This is a genomic window from Paenibacillus sp. 01T47 (assembly GCF_056398245.1).
Window position 1 is genome coordinate 127,573 of the sequence record NZ_JBFTPA010000020.1, and the last position, 23,694, is coordinate 151,266.

The following is a 23,694-nucleotide window of genomic DNA, read 5'->3' on the forward strand; positions in this document are numbered from 1 at the left end:
TGAGCAAGAGAGAACAATAAATATACAGGATTTAATTGTTTATGATTGTTTAAATGGAGGAAATTCTATGAGCAAAAAAGCAGGTCTAATTCATCATATTGAAATCTACGTCTCAAATTTAGAGCATTCTTCAGAATTTTGGGGATGGTTTCTAAGTGAACTTGGTTATGAGGAGTTTCAGAAATGGAGTCAAGGGATAAGTTGGAAGCATGAAGAAACATATATTGTATTCGTTCAAACAGAGGAAAAGTACCTAGATACCACTTATCATAGGTGTCGTGTAGGGCTGAACCATTTGGCATTCCAAGCAGAATCCCGTCAGCAAGTCGATAACTTCACCAAAAAGTTGCGAGCACGTGGTATGAAGATATTGTACGAAGACAAACATCCGTATGCAGGAGGGGAGCATAATTATGCAGTGTTTTTTGAAGACCCCGACAGAATTAAGGTTGAACTGGTTTCAACGCTAACGCAGAACGATAGTTAAATTAACTACTTTTTCTTCCTTTAATGACAATACAGTACATATGCTTATTTTATATTCGTGTACGATGGCGTTTATTTATTAATGTAATAGTTTGCGTAAAACCTTAATCCAACGTGGTTCATACGCTTCGCTAATTGGACCTCCAATATAATATTTGTTATCCGGGTCCATTTCAAATATTTTTCTAAGACCTTCAGACAGCTCATATTTAACAATTGGTGAAGTCGCATCCGATTTAAAATAGTATTGCTTACATAATGGACATAGTAAGATTAATGAGACGTCTGATAGATATGCATAAATGTTAAGCTCTTTTCCACATAAATCACAAGGAATAATTCGTTTACGATTCAACCAATTAATGAACGAACCCATTATCATTCCCCCATAGAAAATATCACTTCTTTCCCATTTCGCGTCTTATTTTACGACTAATTACCAACGGTGTAAACAGCAAAAAAAAGTCCCTAAAGATAGGGACTTTTTTTTCTGATTTAAATATACGTGCCATTAAATCATTTTTCCGAAAGTTCAATTTCTTGCTTTGTTGCTTCGTCAGCTGGTTGGTCGTTTTTCACATATTCATCTTGGTCACTGCCCCAAACATAATCGTAATTCGTAATGTCTGGCTTGTAGTCTTTTTTCGGATTGTCTTTATTATTTTCCATAACTATCACTCCTTTTTGTTAGTATGCGTTCTCCCATTGAAAATTAATCCATTTGATTTCCACTGCTTCATTTGCCGGTTATTTCGAAAAGTTTAAATCTTATTAGGGAGTATGCTAAAATGTGATGTACAACAAAAAATAATAAACTAATCCCGTTTAAGATAAAGGAGTCGAACGATGTTTCATCAAGAACAATACGAAGGATCAAAGGAGCAAAAATACGATTTGGCCATCCGGCAGCTTCAAGCTTTGCTGGAGGGTGAATCTGATGTAATTGCCAACCTGTCCAATGCATCGGCCTTGCTTAATCAATTTTTAGATCGTATTAATTGGGTTGGATTTTACGTGTATCGGGGCGAAGAACTAGTCCTAGGACCTTTTCAAGGATTACCCGCTTGCGTCCGCATTCCTCTACATCGAGGCGTTTGCGGGAAAGCTGCCAGCCAAAGAGTAACTGTCAGAGTTGGAAATGTGCATGAGTTCCCGGGACATATCGCATGTGATGCCGCATCCCAATCCGAAATTGTTATTCCAATCATTATAAACGACGAGTTGTTCGGCGTTCTCGACATAGATAGCCCTGAGCTTGATCGTTTTGATGAGGTTGACCAGCTTTACTTGGAAAAGCTCGTTAAGCAACTGATTCAGCACTTGTAATACCAAATAGCCTGTCTTAACGATAACCCGCAACTTGAAGGTCATATTCAAAAAAATAACGAGCCCTAGAATCGCTTCTAGTGGCTCGTTTTAGGTTGAGATAACATTGAATTTTAACAATCCTCTATTACAAATTTGTATAGGATAACTTGCATGCCTCGATAAGATCTGCCCGTTCATTCGTCCCCTCTACAAAAAAAGAATTCTCTTGGATAAGATCGATATACAGCGTTCCATTTAAGTGGTCCACCTCATGTTGTATGCATCTCGCCAGAAAACCCTCTGCTTCAATAACGAGCTCTTCACCTGATCTAGTTAACGTTTTCACTTTCACATGTTGTGATCTTTTAACTATTCCATAATATCCTGGAAGAGATAAACACCCTTCAGAGCCAACTTGTACACCGCTTTGATAGACGATCTCCGGGTTAATCAGTTCAATTAGCCCATCGCCACAATCCATGACAATCAATCTTCTTAGAATGCCTATTTGAGGAGCAGCTAGACCAGCCCCATCATTCGAATCGTAGAGTGTTTCAGCCAAATCATCCAATAGCTTTAAAATTTTCGTAGTAATGCTTTCAATTGGCTTAGCTTTCTTTCGAAGAACAGGTTCACCAAAAGGCAGAATTTCTTTTATAGCCACAAACTAAGCCTCCTTGACTTGCAAAGTTGGGGTATGTACCCAAAGATCATTAGGTTTACATTCTAATGCAGTACAAAGTGCATCTAACGTTTCAGCCTTCATTTGTTTCGGTTTACCTGATATTAGAGCACTGATTGAAGGAGCAGAAAGGTTATAGTTAGCCTTATCCTCCAGCAGGCGAGCCAGTGCTGCACCCGTCCATATTCCTCGATCAGCCATCATTTTTCTGAGCATCCATTCAAGCAAGTTAAACACCTCTCGACACCGCATTAGGCAGCAACTAAAATAATTAGGCACTGCCTAAATTTAGAGTATCATTAAATATAAATTTTCTCAACAAATGAGCTCACTCTTTTTGTTCAACACTCTTGACTACAAAAAACACAAAAAACCTCTAAACCGTGTATCTTCACGCTAGAGAGGTTATATATTTAAAAATCACTTTTCAATTGAATATAATTGGTACAAGTCCCTAACGATTTGGGCCTCTTTGAAGACGTTCTTGAAGATTGGCTCGCACCGCTGGCCATTCCTCGGCAAGTATCGAATAATAAGCTGTATCTCTAATACCCCCATCACTTGCAGGGACATGTGCCCTTCGAATACCTTCAAAAGCAGCACCAAGCCGTAATATCGCTGAACGAGAACGTAAATTGCGAGCATCTGTTTTGAGCGAAATTCTAGTCGCCTTCCACGTTTCAAACGCATGGGTAAGCAGAAGAAGCTTAGATTGTGTATTAACTCCTGAACGAATAACTGATGCTGCATACCAAGTGCTGCCGATTTCGGCCACGGTTGGCGGTTTCTCATCCGAAGGCGATGGTCCACTCGCAACGCCTGGAGGCCATGGAGGCGGCCATGAGAAAACTTCTAAATCCAGAAATCTTGTAGTTCCTACAATACGCCCTGTTTCAATATGACGGACCACAAATGGCACTGCACGGCCTTTCTCGTAGGACATTAATGCACACTCTATGTATCGTTCGGTATCCACCCGCCCATTTGGCACATTCGTATACGTATAAAGTGACCGATCTTCCGAGGCTGCGGAGCAGAGATCATCGACGTGGTCCATTGTCATTGGTTCGAGATGGACTAGATTCCCTCGAAGGGTGACTGGTGTTAGCATGGAATCACAACCTTTATATATTAATTATTTGTTGTTTGAAATTCAATTTGTGGAATTGCTTTAAATATAACGTTACGAATTGGTTAGTCAAAGTGAATATTTCTTGCTTTAGATCATTCACTAATGACAAAAAAACTCCCCACAGACAAGCAATACTGTAGAGAGGTTTATTTTTAAGAGAGATACGTAATCTTGGAAGCAATTGATGTTCTTGGCTTAGTATTTGGAACTTCTGCTGGATAACCAATTCCAAATACACCAATAACATCGTAATCTTCCGGCACATCTAAAATGGTGCGGTTATGAGCCAAAGCCCCCAGAGAAGCCCAATACATACCAACACCAGCTTCATGAGCGGCTAATAAGAAGTTCTGTACAAAACATGAGACAGCCATAACATTCTCGTCGCGTTCAAATGAAGTCGAACCTGGTTTAGACAATACTCCAATAACGACAGGCGCTTTGCCAAAGTCCGTTTTATGATTTAATTTAGTTCTTGTTTCTGGTCCAATAAACAGGAGCTCCCAAGGCTCGTTAAAGCGATGGTTTGGCGCATAGCTGGCAGTCTCTAGCCAAGAAATCAAATCACTTTCGGAAATGGGCTGAGAACTGAATGATTTGATACTTCTACGGGCTCTGATTGCTTCAGTTACTGTCATTTTTCTCATCTTCTCCAATCCTGTTATTGTCGCTTTCAGGAGCTGCTTCGCGAAGCTCAAACGACTGGATAAACTCCTGAATAATCGCATCCGTAGCTTTTAATTCACCGCTTATAACTAGTTTGATGGCGTCGTATTCTGGCTGATTCAGTTGATGCAGTAAAGTTGAGCGCTTCGTTTGAAGTCTCTCCAGGAATGCAATCGCTCTGCCTCGGCGAAAGGTTTGAGCGCTTGAAGTACGCTCATGTCTTCTACCGTCGTGTTCATGTCCCCGATCTCTGTGTCCTCTGTGTTCGTGATGCCCTATGTGTCCGTGTCTTCCCTCGCGCATCGTTACTCCTCCTCAAGTTGTATACATTTGTATACAAACGGTTTATGTATACAAATGTATACCGACTCGAAGTGAGCTGTCAAGAAATTATTTGTTTACCATTTTTATTTAGAGAGATAAGACTCCAGCCTTGCCTTAACCGACGGCCATTCCTGATTCGTAATGCTGTACATTACTGTATCGCGAATATAGCCGTCACTTAACACGCGATGGTTGCGCAGCACCCCTTCTCGAATGCCACCGATGCGCTCAATAGCTGCCTGTGACCTCGTATTACGAAGATCCGCTTTAAGCTGTACTCTGATCATGTTGTGATTGTCGAATGCTTCGCGCAGCAGCAAATATTTGCATTCGGTATTCACCCTTGTCCGCCAAACGCTGGGGTTCATCCAGGTGTAGCCGATTTCCAAACCGCGATGCTCTGCTGAAATATCGAAAAATCGGGTACTCCCAACAATTTTATTCTGTACCTGATCCCATATAACAAAAGGAATGCAGGTTCCCGCTGCCTCTTCTTTTTTGGCTTGCCCAATATACTGCTCGGCATCAGCTAACGAAGAAATCCCTTTCAAAGACACACCCCAAATCGGTGTGTCCTTTGCCGCTTCCAGCAGCATGTCAGCATGATGCTCCTCCAACAAGGTCAGCTTTGCGCGCGTTCCTTGCAATGTGTTTTTTTCTGTATTCATTACCGTGACCTCCGATTTTATATAAGAATAGTATCTCTGTTATGGTGTGGATTCCGTATTGCTTGTTTACTTGAAATGTGAGATTGTTGTCATTATATGATGCATATCGGATTAGTAATAGATCCATTTTCGATCCATTTCATTAGACCACTTTAGAAACGGCAGGTAAGCAAACATGACTATTTATTTAGCTTTAGAGCCGTATAAGGAACGTTACACCACCAAATATGAGATGTTGTACCATGCGCTGCGGGATGCTTTGATGGAAGGCAAGCTTGTCCATGGGGATAAGCTTCCTTCTAGCCGGGAACTAGCGAGGATGTATGGATTTTCACGCGGTACAGTTTCGAATGTACTTGAAGCACTCGCAGCTGAAGGCTATGTGGCTCCCATGACCGGCAGCGGAACATACGTTAGTTATCAGACTACGAACCTTTCTTTGCTCCCTTTTGCCAAGAGAGAAATACAATTGTCTGAATGGGGGGAGCGGATTGCAGGCATGGCAGTTCATGTCAGGGAAACAGATACCCACATTGATGGGACGGATAGCCATCAGACATTAGTAAATGATGGTTCAGAGCATTCAAAATGTTCCGAGAAAATATCCTTTCAACTGGGAATAACCGACATGAGCTCGTTTTCGAAGGAAGACTGGAATCGGTGCCTGTATGATGAAACAAGGAAAATGACAGAAAAAGCTAATATCGATGCACACAAGCCGCTTGGTGTGGAAACTTTGCGCGAAGCCATCGCTAAGCATCTTCAGCGCTATCGGGGTATTGTTGCTAATTCGGAGCAAATTGCGATCGTAAACGGATCGATGCAAGCAATTGCCTTGTTGACACAGCTTTTAGCAGGCTCTGGGGATGCCGTCGTAGCCGAAAGCCCCGGTTATTATGGGATTCGGAAAGCTGTGCTTGCTTCAGGAGCAATGTTGATTGAAGGTGAAGTTGACGATCAAGGACTAGTTCCGCAACCGTGGAATGCCAAGCTGCTTTTTGTTACACCGAATCGCCAATACCCAACGGGGGCTGTGTTGAACATGGAGCGAAGGCAGCAGCTGCTCCAATGGGCCGCTGATCAGAGTGCATTTATCGTCGAGGATGAATATGACAGTGAATTCCGCCACCGAGGCAAACCGATTGAGACGCTCAAAAGTTTGGAAACTTCAGCTGATCTCGTCATATACACAGGAACATTTTCCAAAACGATGATGACGGATATAAGGCTTGGTTTTGTTGTTCTGCCGAGAGTTTTAGTCGTGCCCTTTGCTAGAGCAAAGGCGTTATATGAGCCGCATCCAAGCGCAATTCTTGAGCAGCGGGCACTCGCCTCGTTCATGAATAGCGGGCTGTATGAACGGCATTTGAGACGAATGAAGCGAATATACAGCCACAAATTCACTCTTTTGCGCGACGCGTTGAAACGATTGACCATTCCGATTCGCTGGGTTGAGGGAGATGCAGGTTTGCATATATTCGGTTGGTGGACAGGAGCACAAGAGGATTATGATGCTTTTGAGAAGGCTTGCAGGGAAGCAGGCGTCGAGTGGGTGAAAGATCGAACGAACCGTAATCGGATTGGCATAAGCCTCGGCTTTTCCCACCTCACTGACGATGATTTGACAGTCGGGATAGAAAGAATGAGCAAAGCTTGGAAGCACATAGAATCAACATTTTAAATTCCAACAACCAAACCCATTCTCACCGGACACCAAACCAAGCTAATCAGATTGATTGTTAAGCATGGATAATCTATTAAATTACACCTATCTATTAAAATAGTTCTCTATTCAAACCTATGATATAATTCAACCATTACAGCGTAAGGTTTCCATAATATGCAGGTTATCCCTCACATTCTCAGTACGAGACAAGGAGAGTGAACGTATGAGTACTTCTACGATTAAATTAATAACAGGCGCTAATGCTCCACTTGGCGAGGCGGCCACAGTGAAGGTTTCCATTTCCTGCAAGAATTCGCCAGCAGAGCTCGATGTCAGCTGCTTTATGGTAGGCTCTGACGGTAAAGTTTCATCCGATGATTATTTCGTATTTTATAACCAGCCTGCGGATCCCGGGCGCATCGTGCAATTCACTCCACAAGACAAATGGAATAGTGAATTTATCATTAATCTTACAGCCCTCCAGTCATCGAAGGTTCAAAAATGCGTATTTGCGATCACCCTTGATGGACCAGGAACGTTCGCAGATGTAAAGGGATGCCAAATCACTGCCGAAACCTCGGTGAATAAAGTTGTATATGAAATAACAGAAGGAAATGCTGAAACCTCACTAGTGCTCGCCGAGCTGTACCTGCATTCAAGCGGCTTTAAGCTTCGTGCGGTTGGCAAAGGTTTCCACGGTGGTTTGAAACCGCTCGCAGAAGCTCATGGCGTAAACGTTGCTGAGGAAGAAGATACAAGCAGTCCCCCATCCCCTGCAGTTCCGACGATTCAAGCCGATCAAGCACGCTCAAAAGCTGTATCCGAAATCAAAGCTGCACGCTCAGGCGCAGCGAGTTCCTCGGCAAGTGCTGCGCCATCTAAAATTAATTTGAACAAAATTGATTTGTTGAAGCAAAAGGTGGCTATATCGCTTCGCAAAAAAAATATCGATCAGCAAAAAGCACGCGTAGCTGTTATATTCGACGCCTCTGGATCCATGTATGCTCTCTACGAAAAAGGCGTCGTGCAGCGAGCCTTTGAGCGGGTACTTGCAGTTGCTGCAAGCATGGATGACGATGGCATGATGGATGTCTGGTTCTTTGCCTCGAAGAGTCAACGAATGAAGAGCGTAAACGAAAATGAATACGAAAATTACGTTAAAAATACATATCCGGCCCCTCGCCTATTTGGTGGACTCGGCGCTGGTAATAATGAACCTCTCGTTATGGCCGATATAATCAAGAAGTATACACAAGAAGAGCCTTCAAAAATGCCAACCTATATAGTCTTCTTCAGTGATGGCGGCATCTATGAAACGAAGAAAATTTCGAAGCTGCTTATTGATAGCTCCGGTCAAAATATATTTTGGCAATTTGTCGGCCTCGGTAATGCCGACTTCGGCGTGCTGCGTAAGCTCGATGATTTGAGGGGACGAGTACTCGATAACGCCGATTTTTTTGCGCTGGATGATTTGGACCAAGTTAGTGACGAGGATCTGTATGATCGACTATTCAATGAATACCCGCAGTGGCTGAAAGACGCTCGGGCCAAAGGTATCATCAGCCCATAGCAAGCAGCAGACAAGTCGATAGTCATGAGCACCGTTCAGCAATGATCCGTGCTCATGGCTTTTTCACGTTTTGCGTTGTTAATTTTGCATATACAACAAAAAACACCATCACTTCTCCAATGATTATGTAATTGGGAAGTACAAGAAACAAATCCACTGTAAAAAAAGCGACTAGCAACCCTAAGAAAAGCATTAAATGTGATATGCCCAATCTTTGATGTTCATGTCTATACTTATGGAAAACTAATGAGGTTGAAAAAAAGTAGAGCAATACAGATCCAAACATATAACCTAACATAAATAAATAATCTAATTGTTTCAAAAATAACAACTGAATCGAAGCTGCGATCATACACATCGATAAATAAATGAATAAATGTCCATAAATAATCGTTTGTCCTGCAGTCTCTATTGATTTGTTTACTTTCTTCTCGACGTTATCAAAATATTGCCACCACATAGCGATGATTAACACAAAAGTAATTAACGCAAATAAGATAGATTGCCACGTCCAGTTGCTGGACTGCAATACAGCTAGTATGCTGATTACGGATTCGCCAAGCAGAATAAGGGTAAACAGTGAGAAGCGTTCTAATAAATGATGAGTATTTACCGGGCTTTTCACTAAATATTTTCGACCGATTAAAGGCAGCAATATGTCTACAGCTATTCCAGCATACAAAACGGCATAACGTATCCACGAGTCAAAAAATAATGATGATGCAGATATGACCAAACCAATCCAAAAGCGACTCCCTAAATACTGAGCAGTGATTTTTTTATGTGCTTCTTCTGTCTTATGTACCGCTAAATATTGAATGGCCGTCATAGCTCTTAAACCAATATAGCCTATTAAAAATGAAACATAATATTGATCAAAATCAACCGATAAGCTAGCCGTCATTATTAATACAAAAAATAATTGTAAAATCAGAAATATTCTGTGAGACAAGACATCTTGTCCGAAGCGATTTACAAAAAGCGATTGTCCCACCCAAGCCCACCAAATCGGAACAAAGATTAAAACGAATTTCCCTAAGTATTCTACTGGAATGGTGCCATTCTCGACATGCAGCAGCACATGAGCTGCTTTTGAAACTGCCGCTACAAAAAGCAGATCATAAAACAGCTCCAGCCAGGTAACCTTCTTTTCAGCAGATCCTTCTTTCTGTTGTAATCCTAATACTTGCTTAATCATGGTTAGTGCTCCTTTTCGATTGGGGTGCTGAACCCCCGCTATCAATCTTTTTAAGTACTAACCTATCTTAGCGGATGTGGACGAATACGAATAGAGAAATCTGATTATTTTCTGATCGAGCAAAAAAAGAAGAGCAGGCTATCGCAGCTCCTGCTCTTATTATAAAATTAAAAATGCTTTTCCATCGCTTCATCGCAGCGAAAGAAGCCATTTTTGGAGTAAAATTGTACACTATTGCTGCTCGGCCAAACCAAAAGGAACTCGACTTTATTTTCTTTTGACCAAAGCTCCATGACCAATTGAATGTCGCTGCCGATTCCTTGATTTCTAAATGCTGGTCGCGTATATACGTTGGTCACGTATCCATAATAAGGGTCCGGGGATTTACCGGGTCTCGGTACTTTATGAATGAGTTGAAGATACATATGTGACACTATGCTTCCTGAATCTTCTGCTACCCAAATATACCAGTCTCCGCTTTTCATTGCTTTAACTAAGAATTCATAACAAGTCTGATGGAACTCCTCGTAGTTTAGTGTACTATCGCTGTTCTCCTCTTCCGAGAACACCCAGCGCATTCGAACAAGTTCATCGATATCTTCCAGAGTAGCAAGGCGTATAATGGACATGATTACCTCCCTTTTTTGAACTGCACAGATGCAGTTCTTCCCTTACGCTTCTCTAATAGAAAGATGACCATCCGAGGGTTTAGCGAGTCTTTTTATGATTCAGTTTTTTGTTACTATGCTTCTATAATTTTTCGCTACCCTTGTTTCACGAGGTTCTCTGCAGTACGGAAAGCTAAAGCCATGATCGTCAACACCGGGTTAACACCGCCATTGGTCACGTGAACAGATCCGTCGCTCACCCAGAGATTGTCGTATCCATGTACACGACCTAAGGGATCAGTCACGGAAGTAGAAGGGTCATTGCCCATGCGAAGTGTACCTGCCTGATGTTGTCCGGCGCTAAGCCCGCCACCTGCCCGAGTTTGCCAAACTTCACTTGCCCCAGCAGCCCAGAGCCACTTCTCTGCTTGCTCTCCCAGCATGGCTGAAGCTCGCAGCGACTCAGGATGGACGCTACCCGAGAGCTGAGCAACAGGTATGCCAAAGCGATCCTTTACCGCATTCGATAGCCGCACTCGGGATTCCGCGCTCGGGATCTCTTGGATCGGCCCCTGAATTTGGCTGGTGCGCAAGAAGCTCTGCCGCATGGTTTCCTTGCCTGCGCTCCCCCATCGTGCCGCATTCGGGGCAAGTGCTCGATACCAGTGAATAAGCGGCAACCGAGTGAACTCGTTGGCAAGCAGCCCTCCCCCGATAATGCCCTCGTTACTATGGTCAAAGCGGAAAGTGGCAATGCTCACTCCCGGACCAAGACCGTCTTGAATCGGTTCATCAAAGAGGCCGTATGCACCAGAGTAGACGTGCCCTTGAAGGTTTCTTCCTACTTGTCCGCTCCGATTGCCGATTCCATCCGGTTCTGATTCCGTTGCCGAGTTGAGTAGGAGGCGTGCGCTTTCGATAGCTCCGGCAGCAACTACAACATGCCCCGCACGTATTATCCGTCGCTGGATTGAGCCCTCCAATTGCTGCACGAGACGAACCCCGGTAGCATGTTTTCCACCCTCGGTTTCAATGCGCTCCACAGTGGTATCACAGATCAGGTCGCAGTTACCAGTTGCGATTGCCCTCACTAACATCGTATTATGCCCGCCATTCTTGCTATTGGTCGGGCAGGCAAATCCAACACACTGTCCGCACCGGCCGCAAGCTGGCCGACCATCCCTATCAACGGAGTTGATGAGCAGCGGCACCGGACCCGCTTCCCATCCCAACTTTTCTGCTGCTCTTGCTAGACGTTCTGCCTCCAGCGTACGTGACAGCGCTGGCATTGGATAATCCTGTCGTCGCTTCCCGCGTCCAGAATGGGCATTCCCATCACCAGAGACGCCAACTTCCCACTCCGCCTGCATGTAATACGGTTCAAGTTCTTCATAGCTAATCGGCCAATCGCTCAGCGAGCTCCCATCTGGTATTCCATAGCGACTCGCCATGCGGAAGTCATCTGGATGAAATCGCCATGCCTGCGCTCCGTAAACCCGTGTCCCTCCACCCAGCGTCATTGCATTATTATGATAGTCCCCATCAATAGGCGACGTAATTCGCTCATCTCCGCCCGCCAATAGAATCGTACGAGGGCTGCCTTCCATTCCTGGTCCAGTGTTATGACCATATTTGCTAAAACGATGGTTGCGCAAATGATCACTGCCTACCTGACTGTAACGAAGCCAGCTTCCACGCTCAATAACGAGAACTTGAAGCCCTGATTCAGCTAATACAGCCGCCGCTACCGAGCCGCCAGCGCCAGCACCTATGATGACCACATCATATTGCTCCCGAAGCTGATCGAAGTTTTTTTGCGGTAAATCTATTTCTGGGACCGTGTCAATGCTTTCCGGGACAGTCCCCGGACGAAACCCGATCATTTCCCATGATCTTCCTTCACTATTCCCGCCAAGCTCCGGGCTTCCATAGTATCCTTCAACGACCAGACACAATAAAGTGTCAAAGAAACGTTTGGATGAAACAGGCCAGCCGCCAAAAGAATCATGCTCAACGTCGCGCAACAATCGATCCTTCTCATGAGGCGATAGTTCCGAAAAAGGTTGGTCATGGAGAGCTAATGCCTCTGCTTCCAATGCACGAAGTCCTGGTTCTATTAGATCCGTCCAGGCAGCGGTATCCTGAGCAGCAATACGTTTCAGGTATGCTATAACTCCTCCATCGGTCGCCGACGGCCATGCATCTCCTGGAATCAGTTGATCTGCAACCGCTTCCAAAATTAAAAGAAGCTCGCTCGAAATATACTCTTGATCGTCAATCCTCATCGAACCTCCACCACCCATTGGCTTTTAACAGCAGCGTCTTGACTCATCCTCATGCACGCCCCTCCTTTATTTGCACAACGATACCTTACCAGCTTGCTTCACGCAGTCCCCAAAGTTCTTCATGCACCACTAACCTTACTTTTTAACCTTTTAAAATGACACGAATACATCTACTTAAGTATAGCTTCATTTCCATATTATACTTTTCACCGAGTTGTTCAAGTGTTTTTCATTCTTAGTTCATTCCAAAATAGTAAACTACTATTCCTAATGATTAAAATTAATATAAAACAAAAAACCACCGTTTCTGAGAACAGTGGTTATAGGCTTAAGTTCGCAAATGCCCATAAACTAGAGCTTTTCTGGATGTTAAAACGCATATCAAGCATACGTACAAATGCCGCTTTGGTCGAAATAGTTAACTTAATGAGGTAGGATACGTTCTGTCAGACTGGATAAAACTAACCTCTTGCCTCTAAGCATGCTTAATTAAAAGCATGTTTCCCGCATCAATGATAATCGGCGGTTCAAAATGAATCCTATCTTCTACGATGATATAAGCCAAACTAGCATCGCCTAATTCGATTTGTTTAATCGTTTCGATTCTATCTTCTGGTAATGCAATCGATTTTAAGACCAGCTTGCCGCCCAGTAATTGCAGCTGAGTCTGTGTCTCGTTTTGCTCGTAGACGCCCCAGCCCATGTCAAGCGACCATAACGTTCGAAACTTATCCACATCCGACTGAACAGGTTTGAATCCGATCATGCCTTCGACCATGTCATATTCGAAGCCGCTGAAGGCTTGCAGCAAGGAGTAACTGGCCATAGATCTCGCGTAGTTGCTGCCGCATTCGATCTCGTTCCACGGATTGCGTTTCTCGCCGTCGTAACGCTCCCGGATCGCTTGAACAATGGAAACCCCCTCATCGATGAAACCCTCTTGAATCATGTGCGCAGCCGCTTGGTATTCGAAGCCGGTCATCGTCTCCGAGTTATAAGTCAGTGGAATCGCTGGCTTATGTCGGCCCTCTGGCCAAGTGCAGATCACGAGTCCGCCCTCGTCGTTTAGAGAGTACAAGCGCCAAGTATTCGCTTCCCGCCTCATGCTGGATTTGAAATTATACCGATACAACGACTTCAAAGCTGTACGCATCTGTTCCTTATCGAAAATTTCGCCCAAACCGCATAAATTAGCGTGCCATTGTGCAATGACTTGGTCAATGGCGCAGCCTTCCCCAATCTGGTATTTGATTTCCCCTCGTTCATTGTTCCAATACGTGCTGACGGTATCCGTGTCGAATTTATCGAGCAGCGATTTATCCGATAAATCGACTTGTTGCACGTAGTACTCGCCGTTGAACAGATGCTCGTCGATCCATCGTTTCCCCGATCGAAACAGGCTGTCAAATTCGTCAGCAGTTTCACTCTCACCCAAGAATGCCGCCATCTCCGCTCCCGCTTTAAGGGCCGCTAAGTAAAATCCGCTCAGCCAAGAATTCGGTCCGTATAGCTCCATGTCAAGAGTGTGATGCTGCCTGCCTGACAATACGCCCGTTTTATCTGGATCCCATTTGTCCTCGTTAGTATCGGCCCAAGCGTACGTAATGCTTTGCTTGATTTCTGGCCAGACAGACGTAAGCCACTCTGTATTGCCCGATATTTTCCAATCTCGATATGCTTTAATAACGCCGCCGAATTGTCCATCCGCGCAAGCACGGGAATCCATCCGCTCGCGTCCGAGCGGGAGCATTAACCGGAATGACATTCTCCCGTCTTCGCGTTTGTTGTATTTAAAATCTAAATCCCGCATGCTGCGCTCTAAGCGTGGGAACAGGAAGGGCAGAGCATAAGCATAATTCCATACATGCGTACAGGAACCTTCGCAACAGCCAGTATCTTCGATGCTGCCTTCGAATCCATAGAAGGAACCGTCGGTTAGACGAAGTGTTGTTGCCGATTTGACCACGGATAAATTTGCAGACACCGCATCCTTGATAACATCGGGCACAGTCGATGAGAACAACGCATCTTTGAACCTAACGGTCTCACTGTAAAGACGATCCCAATGGTCAAACGCATATTTCGCGCATGCGCTGGAATCCTCAAACAGCGTCGCATAATAATTTTTCCAGCTGTTAGAGCCTAGCGGATTGGGATTCCAATAGTTTTCCACGTTTGGAAAGTTCCAACTGATCGTGAACCGAATCTTTCTCTTTTCTCCGGGCTTCAGCTCAATATGAGCAGCAAGTGATGCCGTGTCTTTGCGAACCAAAGGCGGCTCAGTCACGGGATACTGCCGATTTTGCAAACGTCCTTGCTGCGTGAAATCATGCCAGAACATCTCGAGATTGTCGCACCAGCCGCCGCGATACCAGAATTCTTGGTAGCTGACATCTGGTGCATCAGTTGACAGTGTGATATCGCCGAACTGATCGTGCGCATCGTCATGCTGGTCAGAGCTTAGCTTAATCATGTGTATGCATTCGCCTTCGGTGCCTTCCATCATGCTGTATCGGTGATTTACCTTTTCCGTCGGAATGGGGTTGCCAGCCGAGAGGCATAACGTGTATGCAATCGTTTCATGATTTGTATTTTCAACTTCCCACTCAAAAAAAGCCGCGGGAAGACTCGAGTCATCCTCTTTGAGCGGTATGAACGGATTAAAGGCCACTAATTCGATTCGCCCGGGGAAATCGATTTCCGCGAATGACATGCCTGCCAACGGGAATTCGCCCCTGAATTCGACCTCTCGAAAATGCGGCATACCCGCCATCGTCTGGCTTTCAGGTCCGAATCCGTATCCGCTATGGAGCGGAGCACCGCGAAGATGCTCGCCGACGTATGGCGCTTGCAAATCGCCGTTCAACACCCGCGCATCCAGCACTTTTCCCTCCCGCTCCGCCTTTATTGCGAAGTGGCTAAAACCGTTGAAACTCTTCTTGTTTGGACGGTTGAATATTTCCCAGTCCACCAACCGGCCATTGCCTGCAAGACCGATGCTTCCGCTGCCGATTCCTCCAATCGGAAAACTTATTTCTCTCATTTTAGTACCCTTATACGCCTTTTTCACGCTTATACCCTCCCTTAAGATCATGGTATACTTGAACAGCAATCTACCTTCATCTTAATGGAATATAAGCTTTATTCCTGTATATATAAGATCTATTTTTTATGTATAAAACGATTATTTTATAATGAAAGAGGCAGATTACGATGAAATTAGAGGACTACATCATCGCTCCTTATGTTCGCGAATCAGATTATGCGATCCGTCCACCTTTTTTCCTAGGCGAGCGCAATTTGCTGGATTATATCATTTTTTACGTGCAGGAGGGTTCGTTCGAAATCGAGGTCAACGGTAACGTTCATCTCTTGAAAGCAGGAGATCTCTGTTTGCTTCAGCCCGGAGATGTACATACAATCAAAGGCATTACCGATACGATCAATCCTTACGTGCATCTGGATTTCTTTTATAATTCAGAGAAAGATAAGAGCTTTATCACGCGACCAGGACAATTGGACATGTCCCCCTACTCCACCTACACACAACCTAGATTGCATGAATGCGATTCCTTACTCATTCCATTTAAACTTGAAACTCCGCACTCCGTTAAGCTGCGTGACCTCGTCTTCAAGATCATCGAATGCTGGCAGTCACAAACCTATCTAGGCATCATGGAAGCCAATCAGCTGGCTTATGAATTTCTGACCGTGATTTTCAAAAGTTACATGAAGCCACAAGCTGCCTCGTCATCTCGTCGTCCTTTCTTGAACTGGATTACGTCCTATTTAGCGTTTCGCATCTCAGAACCTATCAATGTTAGTGATATGGCCAAAAGAGCAGACCTTTCTCCCTCTCGATTCACAGTACTATTCAAGAAACAATTTAATATGACACCTTATCAATACTTACTGAACTTGCGTATCCAGCATGCTCAGGAGCTGTTGAAGGAAGGCATGTCCCTGCAGCAGACGAGTGAATATTGCGGTTTCACTGATGTTCATCACTTATCCAAAACTTTCAAGTCCATAACTGGGGTCAATCCCGGTTATTTCAAAAGGAACTATGATCAGGAACGACGTCATTAACTACATTTGCCGCCTGTCCGTACCAATCTTTTTTCTTTAACTTGAACCTTTATCCGGTTTTACACCAATAAATACTGGCAAGCTTTTAACCAGCTGGCCTTTCCCAATCTCTCTCGGAAAAAATGCAATGAATAGATCGGATTTGCCCACCCTTTTTCATGTAAACGAAAGCTGAAACGAATAGCCATTTTGATAAAAACTGTCCATCCATTTACGCATGAGGCCTAGCTTGGCAGCTGTCTCTGGATTCATCATCTGTATATAGCCATAGGGAAAGGACATTTCTGTGGTATCCCTTAATTTGCGTTTCGCAAATGAAGTACCTTCGTATGTTGGTTAAAATCTGAATCCGTCTCATAACCCCGCATTGCCGCATCAGCTGGAATATCCAGCAGCTCCGCCGCCAGCGCCAGCGCGTCTTCAGCAAAGACCCTTTCTTTCTCCCAAATCGCCTTTAGTTCCACAGGGTTCACACCAGGTGAACAAACCTCAGCCCATTTTGAAGGCAGCCCGTTCCGTTTTCGGGGACGACTCCCCTCGAACATCTCGTTGAATAGATCCAAGTCATTGATTATCGTATCGGCCATCCTGCCATTCCGGTACAGACGCATGAAGAGCAAGTCGCTATCATGTACGAGGGTACCAATAGCAGGGACACCAGCAGATGCCGAGATGGAAGTGCCCAGCGCGTCCATCGCATCCATGTCCTGTTCTTGAGTCCATTCTTAAAGTTCTGTAAAACAGAATGATCGAATCTAACGTTTGTTGACTATAGTATCAAGTTTGTTATCTAGAAGCATCAAATCCTCCTATTATACAATGAGCTTAACAAGTGCAACACATCCGAGAAGACACCGAAAGGAGTAAAAGGCATGAAATCGACAGTTGAACTTCAAGATAAAAGAAAGCGCTTACGAATTCGTTGGCACAAGCAGGATACGGAACTCACCCTCTTGGCATTGCCTACAACGATATGGTACATCCTGTTTTGTTTCTTACCTATGTTCGGGATCATTATTGCCTTCAAAAACTTCAAAATTAGCGGCGGGTTTTTGAGCAATGTATTTAATAGTCCTTGGGTAGGCTTCAAAAACTTTGAGTTCTTATTCAAGTCAAATGACGCTTGGATCATTATTCGAAACACCATTGGATACAACATTATTTTTATCGTTCTAGGTATTGTGTTGCCCGTTCTCTTCGCTATTATGATCGGGCTGCTCCACAGCCGCAAAGCAAGCAAAGTCTATCAGACGATGATGTTCCTCCCTTATTTCTTATCTTGGGTTGTCGTATCTGCTGTAGGCTGGGCGTTCCTAAGCTTTGATAAAGGGATTCTTAATCAATTGCTCGTCAACATGGGCGGCGATCCTGTTAACTGGTACATGGAGCCGGCTTACTGGCCGTACATTCTAATTCTCTTAAATGTATGGAAAGGCTTAGGTTATGGCATGGTCATTTATTTGGCAACCATCACAAGCCTTGACAGCACGTACTATGAAGCAGCTGTAATTGATGGCGCTTCCATATGGCAGCAAACACGTTTTATTACATTGCCAATGCTCAAACTCGTTATCGTCATGCTGTTCATTCTATCAGTTGGACGTATATTCTACACCGATTTCGGCTTGTTCTTTCAGGTCACGCGAGATTCCAATTCATTGTTTAACGTGTCTACCACCATCGATGTCATGGTGTATAAACAACTGAAATCCGCTACCTTAGGAATGGCAGCTGCTGCCGCATTCGTACAGTCCGTTCTGGGTTGTGCAACTATTCTAATCGCTAATTGGATTGTTCGCAAAATCGATCCAGATAGCGCGATGATGTAAGGAGGTAAGACCATGTCAACGAGAAAGACTTACGAAACAGGTCTTGAGAAATTCAACCGTACAAGCAACGTTGTAAACCTATTTTTCAACCTGATCTTTATCGTCTTGGCGCTGATCTGCGTCATACCCGTAATTGTAGTGCTGTCCATTTCACTTTCCAGTGAGGACTCCATACGTGAGACAGGATATCATCTATTGCCGGTTGCATTATCAGGCGAAGCATACGCTTATGTGATCAAGCAAGGAACGATGATTTTGCGAGCGCTCGGCGTATCCGCTCTTGTTACGGTGGTTGGTACTGTGCTCGGTATATTTCTTACCACTTCCATGGGCTATGTCCTTTCTCGACCAAACTACAAACTGAAGGGCTTTCTAACTTGGGTCGTTTTCATCCCCATGATATTCAATGGCGGTCTGGTTTCCAGCTACTTCATTAATACTAATCTATTAGGACTAAAAGACAGCGTCTGGGCACTTATTCTGCCGCTTGCCGTCTCTTCATTTAACGTTATCATTTGTAAAACCTTCTTTAAAAGCACAATTCCTGACGGGCTGATTGAATCAGCAGAAATTGATGGTGCGAGCCAGCTGCGAATCTTTTTCTCCATCATTCTGCCGATTTCCCTGCCGGTCATTGCAACCATTGGACTATTTCTCTGCTTCTCTTATTGGAATGACTGGTTTCAATCGATGTTATACATCAACAACCAGAACCTATATTCTTTGCAGGCACTGCTTAACAGCTTGATGAGCAATGTCGATGCGCTTGCCAAAAACGCTGCAAGTATGGGCGTTAGCTATGCCGTGCTCGTCGCAACGATGCCGAAGGAATCTGCCCGCATGGCTGTAGCGATTATCATTGTTCTGCCTGTAGCCTTCGCCTATCCGTTCTTCCAGAAATATTTCATTTCCGGGTTAACGATTGGCGCAGTTAAAGGATAATCAACGAAATAAACCAAGCCTGCTTGGTTTATGATAGATCACTGTATAACGCTTACGGTGACACAACTTCAATAAGGGGGAAATGAAATGAAGAAATCTTGGAAGTTCATCTCTACGCTTTGTATTCTCACACTACTGGTGAGTGGCTTAGCAGCCTGCTCCGGCTCAAACTCTCCAGCTGCAACAAATGCTCCGTCAACGACAGACGCACCAAAGGACGGCGAAACACCAAGCAAGGATATTCCGACGCTCATCTGGTGGACGATCGGCGGCCAAGTACCTAATAACTTCGGCAAAGCGATCGATGCTATGAATGAATATACAGCGGAGAAAATTGGTGTAAAAATTGACATCAAAGTAGCCAGCTGGGGTGAATGGGACACCAAAATCAACACAATTGTGAATACTGGCGAACCCTTCGACATTATGTTCACAAACAGCGGTAAATACAGCAAGCAAGTGGCTATGGGAGCTTTTGCCGATATCACTGATTTAGTTCAAAGTGATGCGCCTGACTTATACAAATTGATTCCTGAAAAGGTTTGGGATGGCACGAAAATTGGCGGCAAATATTATTCCGTTCCTACTTATAAGGATTCGGCACTAACGCAATATTGGGTGTACGATGATAAATACGTCCAAAAGTACAATATTGATATCAACAACATCAAAACCCTGCAGGACCTTGATCAACCGCTTCACAACATCAAGTCCGGCGAAGGCAAAAGCTTCTACCCATTGCCGATGACGCAAGGTGAAGGCTTGAATGGTTTCTTTAACAATTATGATGATTTAACACTAGGCTTCACTCCAGTTGGCGTAAAAGCTGACGATGCATCACGTACGGTTGTTTCTGTTCTTGAGCAGCCTGATGTTATGGCCGATCTGAAGCTCCTGCATAAATGGTACCAAGATGGCATCATCAACCCAGATGCTCCGACTAAAACAGAGAATGATAAAGGCAGACCATTCTTTGCAGCTCAGGCATTTCCGGGTGCAGAAGTAAGCTGGCAAATCAATGATGCTGTTGAAAAATATGATATGGTTCAACACTTTGGCCCTATTTATACAACAAGCACGATCCAAGGCTCCCTGAATGCGATTTCTGCGAATTCGAAATATAAGAAAGAAGCATTGAAGTACCTCGAATTAGTCAATACTGATCCAAAACTACGCAATATGCTTGCATTCGGCGAGCTAGACGTAGATTACAAAAATGTGGATGGCGAAAAGGTTATCGAGCGTACTTCTGATACTTGGCCGCTGGCTGCATACTCCCAAGGTACATTCTTTAATCTAGCAGTTACCAAAGGTGCTCCTGAGGATCAATGGGATCAAGTTAAAAAGCTGAATGACGCAGCGACATCTTCCACAGTGCTAGGTTTCGCACTGGACATCAGCAATCTTCAGACTGAAGTGGCAAATTGCCAATCCGTATGGGATAAATACAAATATGAACTCATTACAGGCGCATCCGATCCAGAGAAAATGATTCCGAAAATTACTGCTGAATTAAAGTCTGCTGGTATGGATACGATTATGAAAGCGGCTCAAGAGCAAATTAATAACTACTTCAAGTAAGTTAAGTAAGTTAAATAAGCATCCCCTATTGAGACACTCTGTATGGGATGCTTATTTCTTGCTATCTATGAAGCTTCGCTTAATCATGATAAAGTGGTATGGAAACCACTTGCTTTAAGGCGAGCTGCTGCAATTGAGGTGCCATATGAGCTCTTTTTTACAAATCAAAATTTATCGTTACAAGTTTATTGCCTATGTCGTCTTTGTCGTAACTATCGGACTCGCTCTTGGCATTCTGACCTGTGTCATGCTGCTGAATCAGTGGGTTGGTGATGCTCGTTTAGAGGCTGCAAATGCGTTCGCAGGTGTAGAGAATGAGCTGCAGTACGATGCTGACCGAATTGAGGCTTACATGCAGCGTATATACTCCAATCATAGTCTAATGGAAGATGCTCGCAGCTTTTTGAACAGCAGTGTTGAAGGCTATTTAACCAATAGTCTGCAAAACAGCCAATTCTCACAGCCGTTGGTATCCTTCCCAGAGGATATTAAAACCTACCTGTACAGCTGGGCGCAGGGTGAAATTACGCAGGTTAGTCTGCATACCAATCAGTATAGCAATGTTGTACGCTTTAACGAAAACGGAATTGCAAGCTTCATATTCGGTCTTCCAAATACAGACGAAGCTTTTCACGATACGATTCTAAAAGGCTTCGTATATCGCAAGAAACTATCGGATACATCACTGGGCTCTAAGGAATTAGGGGAGCTGCGCTTCTTGGTCAGCAGCGATCAAGTCTTTAAATCTATACAAAATTATCGTTTGGGAAAAGCTGCTGCAGTCAGTACCTCTGGTGAGGTCTACCTTATCGGCAGCGGGCAGGATCAGAAATTAGAGGAATTATCGCGTCTCGCAGCGGCGAATGGACGCAGTCATGGCGTTATTTCACAGGGCTTGTTCAAGCATATATTTTATATTACCTTTCCATCCACCAAGTTTAATTTCAAGTTCGTTAGCATCGTTGATTTATCCATGCTGATTAAGCAGCATGCCAGGATGCTGCTTACCATCTTTCTGATCGTAATAACGACCATGATAAGTGTACTACTGCTCATTGTGTATAATATGCGGGATGATTTCCGCTTCCTGCACCGCATTATTCAATCGATTGGTCGCGTGAAATCTGCTAATTTCACACCTAATCGCCCTGCCCGTTATCGTCGAAATGAATACGGCATGATTGCAAGGGAACTAGATGATATGATTCAGCAGTTAGATAAGCATATCCGCAATGAATATTTACTTAAACTAAAGCAGCAAGAAACCGAGATGAAAGCGCTTCAGAATCAAATCAACCCACATTTCCTCTATAATACGTTAGAGGTCATCCGCTCCACTGCTCTAGTTAATCAGGACAGAGATACCGCTGATGCCATTGCTACCTTAGGGGCGCTCTATCGCGAAATCGTCAAAAAGGAAAATATTATTTCGATTTCAAGTGAGCTGGAATTGTTGCAAAAGTATTTAGAAATTATGGAGTTTAAATATCCAGAACGTTTTTTTTATCAGGTCAATGTAGATCCTGCGCTACTCTCGATCCCTACCGTAAAGTTCTGGATGCAGCCTTTGGCTGAAAACTTTTTCATCCATGGCTTTAGCGCAAGCAATGAGTTTAATTTGTATATCGTTAACGGCTGGGAAGCCGAAGATTATTATGTATTGGAATTTGTGGATAATGGGCGTGGTATTGGGGCGGAGCGTTTAAATGCAGTGCGAAGCACACTATCCAACCAGGATGATACTTCTTCCGAGAGTATCGGTTTGCGCAACGTCTACACGAGGCTGCACTTCTTTTACGGGAAAAGCTTTTTTATAGAGATTGGAAATAATGAGGAAGCTGGAGTTAAGATTTCTGTACGGATTCCAAAAGAGGTGATTGAACATGTACAAACTGCTGATAATGGATGATGAACCACAGATTTTGGAGGGGATGAAGCGAATCCTCGACTGGAAACAATACGGTTTCAGTCGAATAGATACGTGCGAATCTACGGAAGCCGCCATGTCCAAGGTTGTAGACCTGCTGCCTGATGTCGCTATTTTTGATGTCTGTGTTGGCAAGGATCTTGGTTATGAAACGATTCATAGACTTAATGAGCTCCAAATCCCTACCAAATATGTAATTATGAGCGGCTATAGTGAATTCAAGTATGCCCAAGAAGCCATTCGCTGTGGTGTGAAAGACTATCTGCTCAAGCCATTAGATCGTACAAAGCTGCAGCAAGTGATTGAGAAGATTATTGTTGAGGATCTCCATGGTACGATAGGTAATGCTAGCTGTGAGAGCCTGAACAAGGACCCGGTACTCGGTGTAAGTTATGACAGCTTATCCAAGCTGGTTAACCGCATTTTGCTCATGATCAAGACGGAGTATGCTCAGAATATTACTTTAAAATCAGTGGCAGAACGTTTCCAGATGAACAGTACCTATCTCGGACAATTATTTCTTAAAGAATCCGAAATAAAATTTTCAGAATATCTAATGGCTTACCGTATGCTGCTTGCACAAGAACGAATTCAATCGACAGATGAGAAGATTTCTTCTATCGCGCTTTCCGTCGGCTACAACAACCTCAATTATTTCTATACACATTTTCAAAGCTTTTTCGGAAAATCTCCCTCTGATCTGCGGGGAAAAGGTTAACAACGAACTCGGCAG

Annotated in this window: 22 protein-coding genes; 10 read left to right on the plus strand and 12 right to left on the minus strand. The window is 44.0% G+C overall.

Annotated features, from left to right (window positions below):
• The first annotated feature begins 67 nt into the window (after window positions 1–67).
• Window positions 68–487 carry a VOC family protein gene (locus tag AC1DOV_RS28615; protein WP_475448423.1) on the plus strand — a complete coding sequence of 140 codons (420 nt, stop codon included), beginning with the start codon at window positions 68–70 and terminating at the stop codon, window positions 485–487.
• A 515-nt stretch (window positions 488–1,002) separates the two neighbouring features.
• On the opposite strand, the gene AC1DOV_RS28620 is transcribed toward AC1DOV_RS28615, so the two are convergent.
• Entirely contained in the window at window positions 1,003–1,155 is a 153-nt protein-coding gene (locus AC1DOV_RS28620) for a hypothetical protein (RefSeq protein WP_339208423.1), read from the minus strand.
• A gap of 177 nt (window positions 1,156–1,332) precedes the next feature.
• Here AC1DOV_RS28620 and AC1DOV_RS28625 point away from each other — a divergent pair, with 177 nt between their 5' ends.
• Window positions 1,333–1,812 (plus strand): GAF domain-containing protein, encoded by a 480-nt coding sequence (locus tag AC1DOV_RS28625; protein WP_477551648.1) that lies wholly within the window; start codon window positions 1,333–1,335, stop codon window positions 1,810–1,812.
• 127 nt (window positions 1,813–1,939) lie between these two features.
• Here the strand turns inward: AC1DOV_RS28625 and def are convergent, their stop codons facing one another.
• The 6 genes from def to AC1DOV_RS28655 all read right to left on the minus strand — a co-directional run bounded on the left by def (window position 1,940) and on the right by AC1DOV_RS28655 (window position 5,266).
• The gene (gene def / locus AC1DOV_RS28630; protein WP_477551649.1) at window positions 1,940–2,458 is read right to left on the minus strand and encodes a peptide deformylase; all 519 of its coding nucleotides are present in this window, start codon (window positions 2,456–2,458) and stop codon (window positions 1,940–1,942) included.
• Window positions 2,459–2,461: 3 nt separating this feature from the next.
• Complete coding sequence (locus AC1DOV_RS28635) at window positions 2,462–2,704, minus strand: helix-turn-helix domain-containing protein (RefSeq protein ID WP_076270562.1); 243 nt, start codon at window positions 2,702–2,704, stop codon at window positions 2,462–2,464.
• Window positions 2,705–2,930: 226 nt separating this feature from the next.
• The gene (locus tag AC1DOV_RS28640; RefSeq protein WP_477551650.1) at window positions 2,931–3,587 is read right to left on the minus strand and encodes a GNAT family N-acetyltransferase; all 657 of its coding nucleotides are present in this window, start codon (window positions 3,585–3,587) and stop codon (window positions 2,931–2,933) included.
• A 173-nt stretch (window positions 3,588–3,760) separates the two neighbouring features.
• Complete coding sequence (locus AC1DOV_RS28645; protein ID WP_441882197.1) at window positions 3,761–4,246, minus strand: nitroreductase family protein; 486 nt, start codon at window positions 4,244–4,246, stop codon at window positions 3,761–3,763.
• A complete protein-coding gene (locus tag AC1DOV_RS28650) occupies window positions 4,233–4,577 on the minus strand; it encodes a hypothetical protein (protein ID WP_441881895.1) in 345 nt (114 codons plus the stop codon). Before AC1DOV_RS28650 ends, AC1DOV_RS28645 begins: the two co-directional genes overlap by 14 nt.
• 104 nt (window positions 4,578–4,681) lie before the next feature.
• Window positions 4,682–5,266, minus strand: coding sequence for a GNAT family N-acetyltransferase (locus AC1DOV_RS28655; RefSeq protein ID WP_441881892.1), 585 nt, complete (start codon window positions 5,264–5,266; stop codon window positions 4,682–4,684).
• A 175-nt stretch (window positions 5,267–5,441) separates the two neighbouring features.
• Between AC1DOV_RS28655 and pdxR the strand changes: the two genes are divergently transcribed.
• Window positions 5,442–6,947: a MocR-like pyridoxine biosynthesis transcription factor PdxR gene (gene pdxR, locus AC1DOV_RS28660; protein ID WP_441881889.1), complete on the plus strand. Its 1,506-nt coding sequence runs from the start codon at window positions 5,442–5,444 to the stop codon at window positions 6,945–6,947.
• A gap of 208 nt (window positions 6,948–7,155) precedes the next feature.
• Entirely contained in the window at window positions 7,156–8,502 is a 1,347-nt protein-coding gene (locus AC1DOV_RS28665; protein WP_477551651.1) for a VWA domain-containing protein, read from the plus strand.
• A gap of 52 nt (window positions 8,503–8,554) precedes the next feature.
• Here the strand turns inward: AC1DOV_RS28665 and AC1DOV_RS28670 are convergent, their stop codons facing one another.
• The 4 genes from AC1DOV_RS28670 to AC1DOV_RS28685 all read right to left on the minus strand — a co-directional run bounded on the left by AC1DOV_RS28670 (window position 8,555) and on the right by AC1DOV_RS28685 (window position 15,663).
• Window positions 8,555–9,700 (minus strand): low temperature requirement protein A, encoded by a 1,146-nt coding sequence (locus AC1DOV_RS28670; RefSeq protein WP_477551652.1) that lies wholly within the window; start codon window positions 9,698–9,700, stop codon window positions 8,555–8,557.
• 167 nt (window positions 9,701–9,867) lie between these two features.
• On the minus strand, window positions 9,868–10,329 hold the full coding sequence (locus tag AC1DOV_RS28675; RefSeq protein WP_477551653.1) for a GNAT family N-acetyltransferase: 462 nt from the start codon (window positions 10,327–10,329) through the stop codon (window positions 9,868–9,870).
• A 134-nt stretch (window positions 10,330–10,463) separates the two neighbouring features.
• Complete coding sequence (locus tag AC1DOV_RS28680; protein ID WP_477551654.1) at window positions 10,464–12,593, minus strand: GMC family oxidoreductase; 2,130 nt, start codon at window positions 12,591–12,593, stop codon at window positions 10,464–10,466.
• A gap of 475 nt (window positions 12,594–13,068) precedes the next feature.
• Window positions 13,069–15,663 (minus strand): GH116 family glycosyl-hydrolase, encoded by a 2,595-nt coding sequence (locus tag AC1DOV_RS28685; RefSeq protein WP_477551655.1) that lies wholly within the window; start codon window positions 15,661–15,663, stop codon window positions 13,069–13,071.
• Window positions 15,664–15,806: 143 nt separating this feature from the next.
• On the opposite strand from AC1DOV_RS28685, the gene AC1DOV_RS28690 reads away from it, so the two are divergent.
• On the plus strand, window positions 15,807–16,682 hold the full coding sequence (locus tag AC1DOV_RS28690; protein WP_477551656.1) for an AraC family transcriptional regulator: 876 nt from the start codon (window positions 15,807–15,809) through the stop codon (window positions 16,680–16,682).
• A gap of 296 nt (window positions 16,683–16,978) precedes the next feature.
• Here AC1DOV_RS28690 and AC1DOV_RS28695 read toward each other — a convergent pair whose 3' ends face one another.
• Window positions 16,979–17,377, minus strand: coding sequence for a hypothetical protein (locus AC1DOV_RS28695; protein ID WP_477551657.1), 399 nt, complete (start codon window positions 17,375–17,377; stop codon window positions 16,979–16,981).
• 177 nt (window positions 17,378–17,554) lie between these two features.
• Here AC1DOV_RS28695 and AC1DOV_RS28700 point away from each other — a divergent pair, with 177 nt between their 5' ends.
• From AC1DOV_RS28700 to AC1DOV_RS28720, 5 genes are all read left to right on the plus strand, one after another.
• Window positions 17,555–18,511, plus strand: a complete 957-nt coding sequence (locus AC1DOV_RS28700; protein ID WP_076270575.1) for an ABC transporter permease — start codon at window positions 17,555–17,557, stop codon at window positions 18,509–18,511.
• 12 nt (window positions 18,512–18,523) lie between these two features.
• Window positions 18,524–19,453 (plus strand): carbohydrate ABC transporter permease, encoded by a 930-nt coding sequence (locus AC1DOV_RS28705; RefSeq protein ID WP_477551658.1) that lies wholly within the window; start codon window positions 18,524–18,526, stop codon window positions 19,451–19,453.
• Window positions 19,454–19,540: 87 nt separating this feature from the next.
• Entirely contained in the window at window positions 19,541–21,034 is a 1,494-nt protein-coding gene (locus AC1DOV_RS28710; protein ID WP_477551659.1) for an ABC transporter substrate-binding protein, read from the plus strand.
• A 145-nt stretch (window positions 21,035–21,179) separates the two neighbouring features.
• A complete protein-coding gene (locus tag AC1DOV_RS28715) occupies window positions 21,180–22,943 on the plus strand; it encodes a sensor histidine kinase (RefSeq protein ID WP_477551660.1) in 1,764 nt (587 codons plus the stop codon).
• Window positions 22,918–23,679 carry a response regulator transcription factor gene (locus AC1DOV_RS28720; RefSeq protein WP_477551661.1) on the plus strand — a complete coding sequence of 254 codons (762 nt, stop codon included), beginning with the start codon at window positions 22,918–22,920 and terminating at the stop codon, window positions 23,677–23,679. The genes AC1DOV_RS28715 and AC1DOV_RS28720 overlap by 26 nt, the downstream gene beginning before the upstream one ends.
• The last annotated feature ends 15 nt before the right edge of the window (window positions 23,680–23,694 follow it).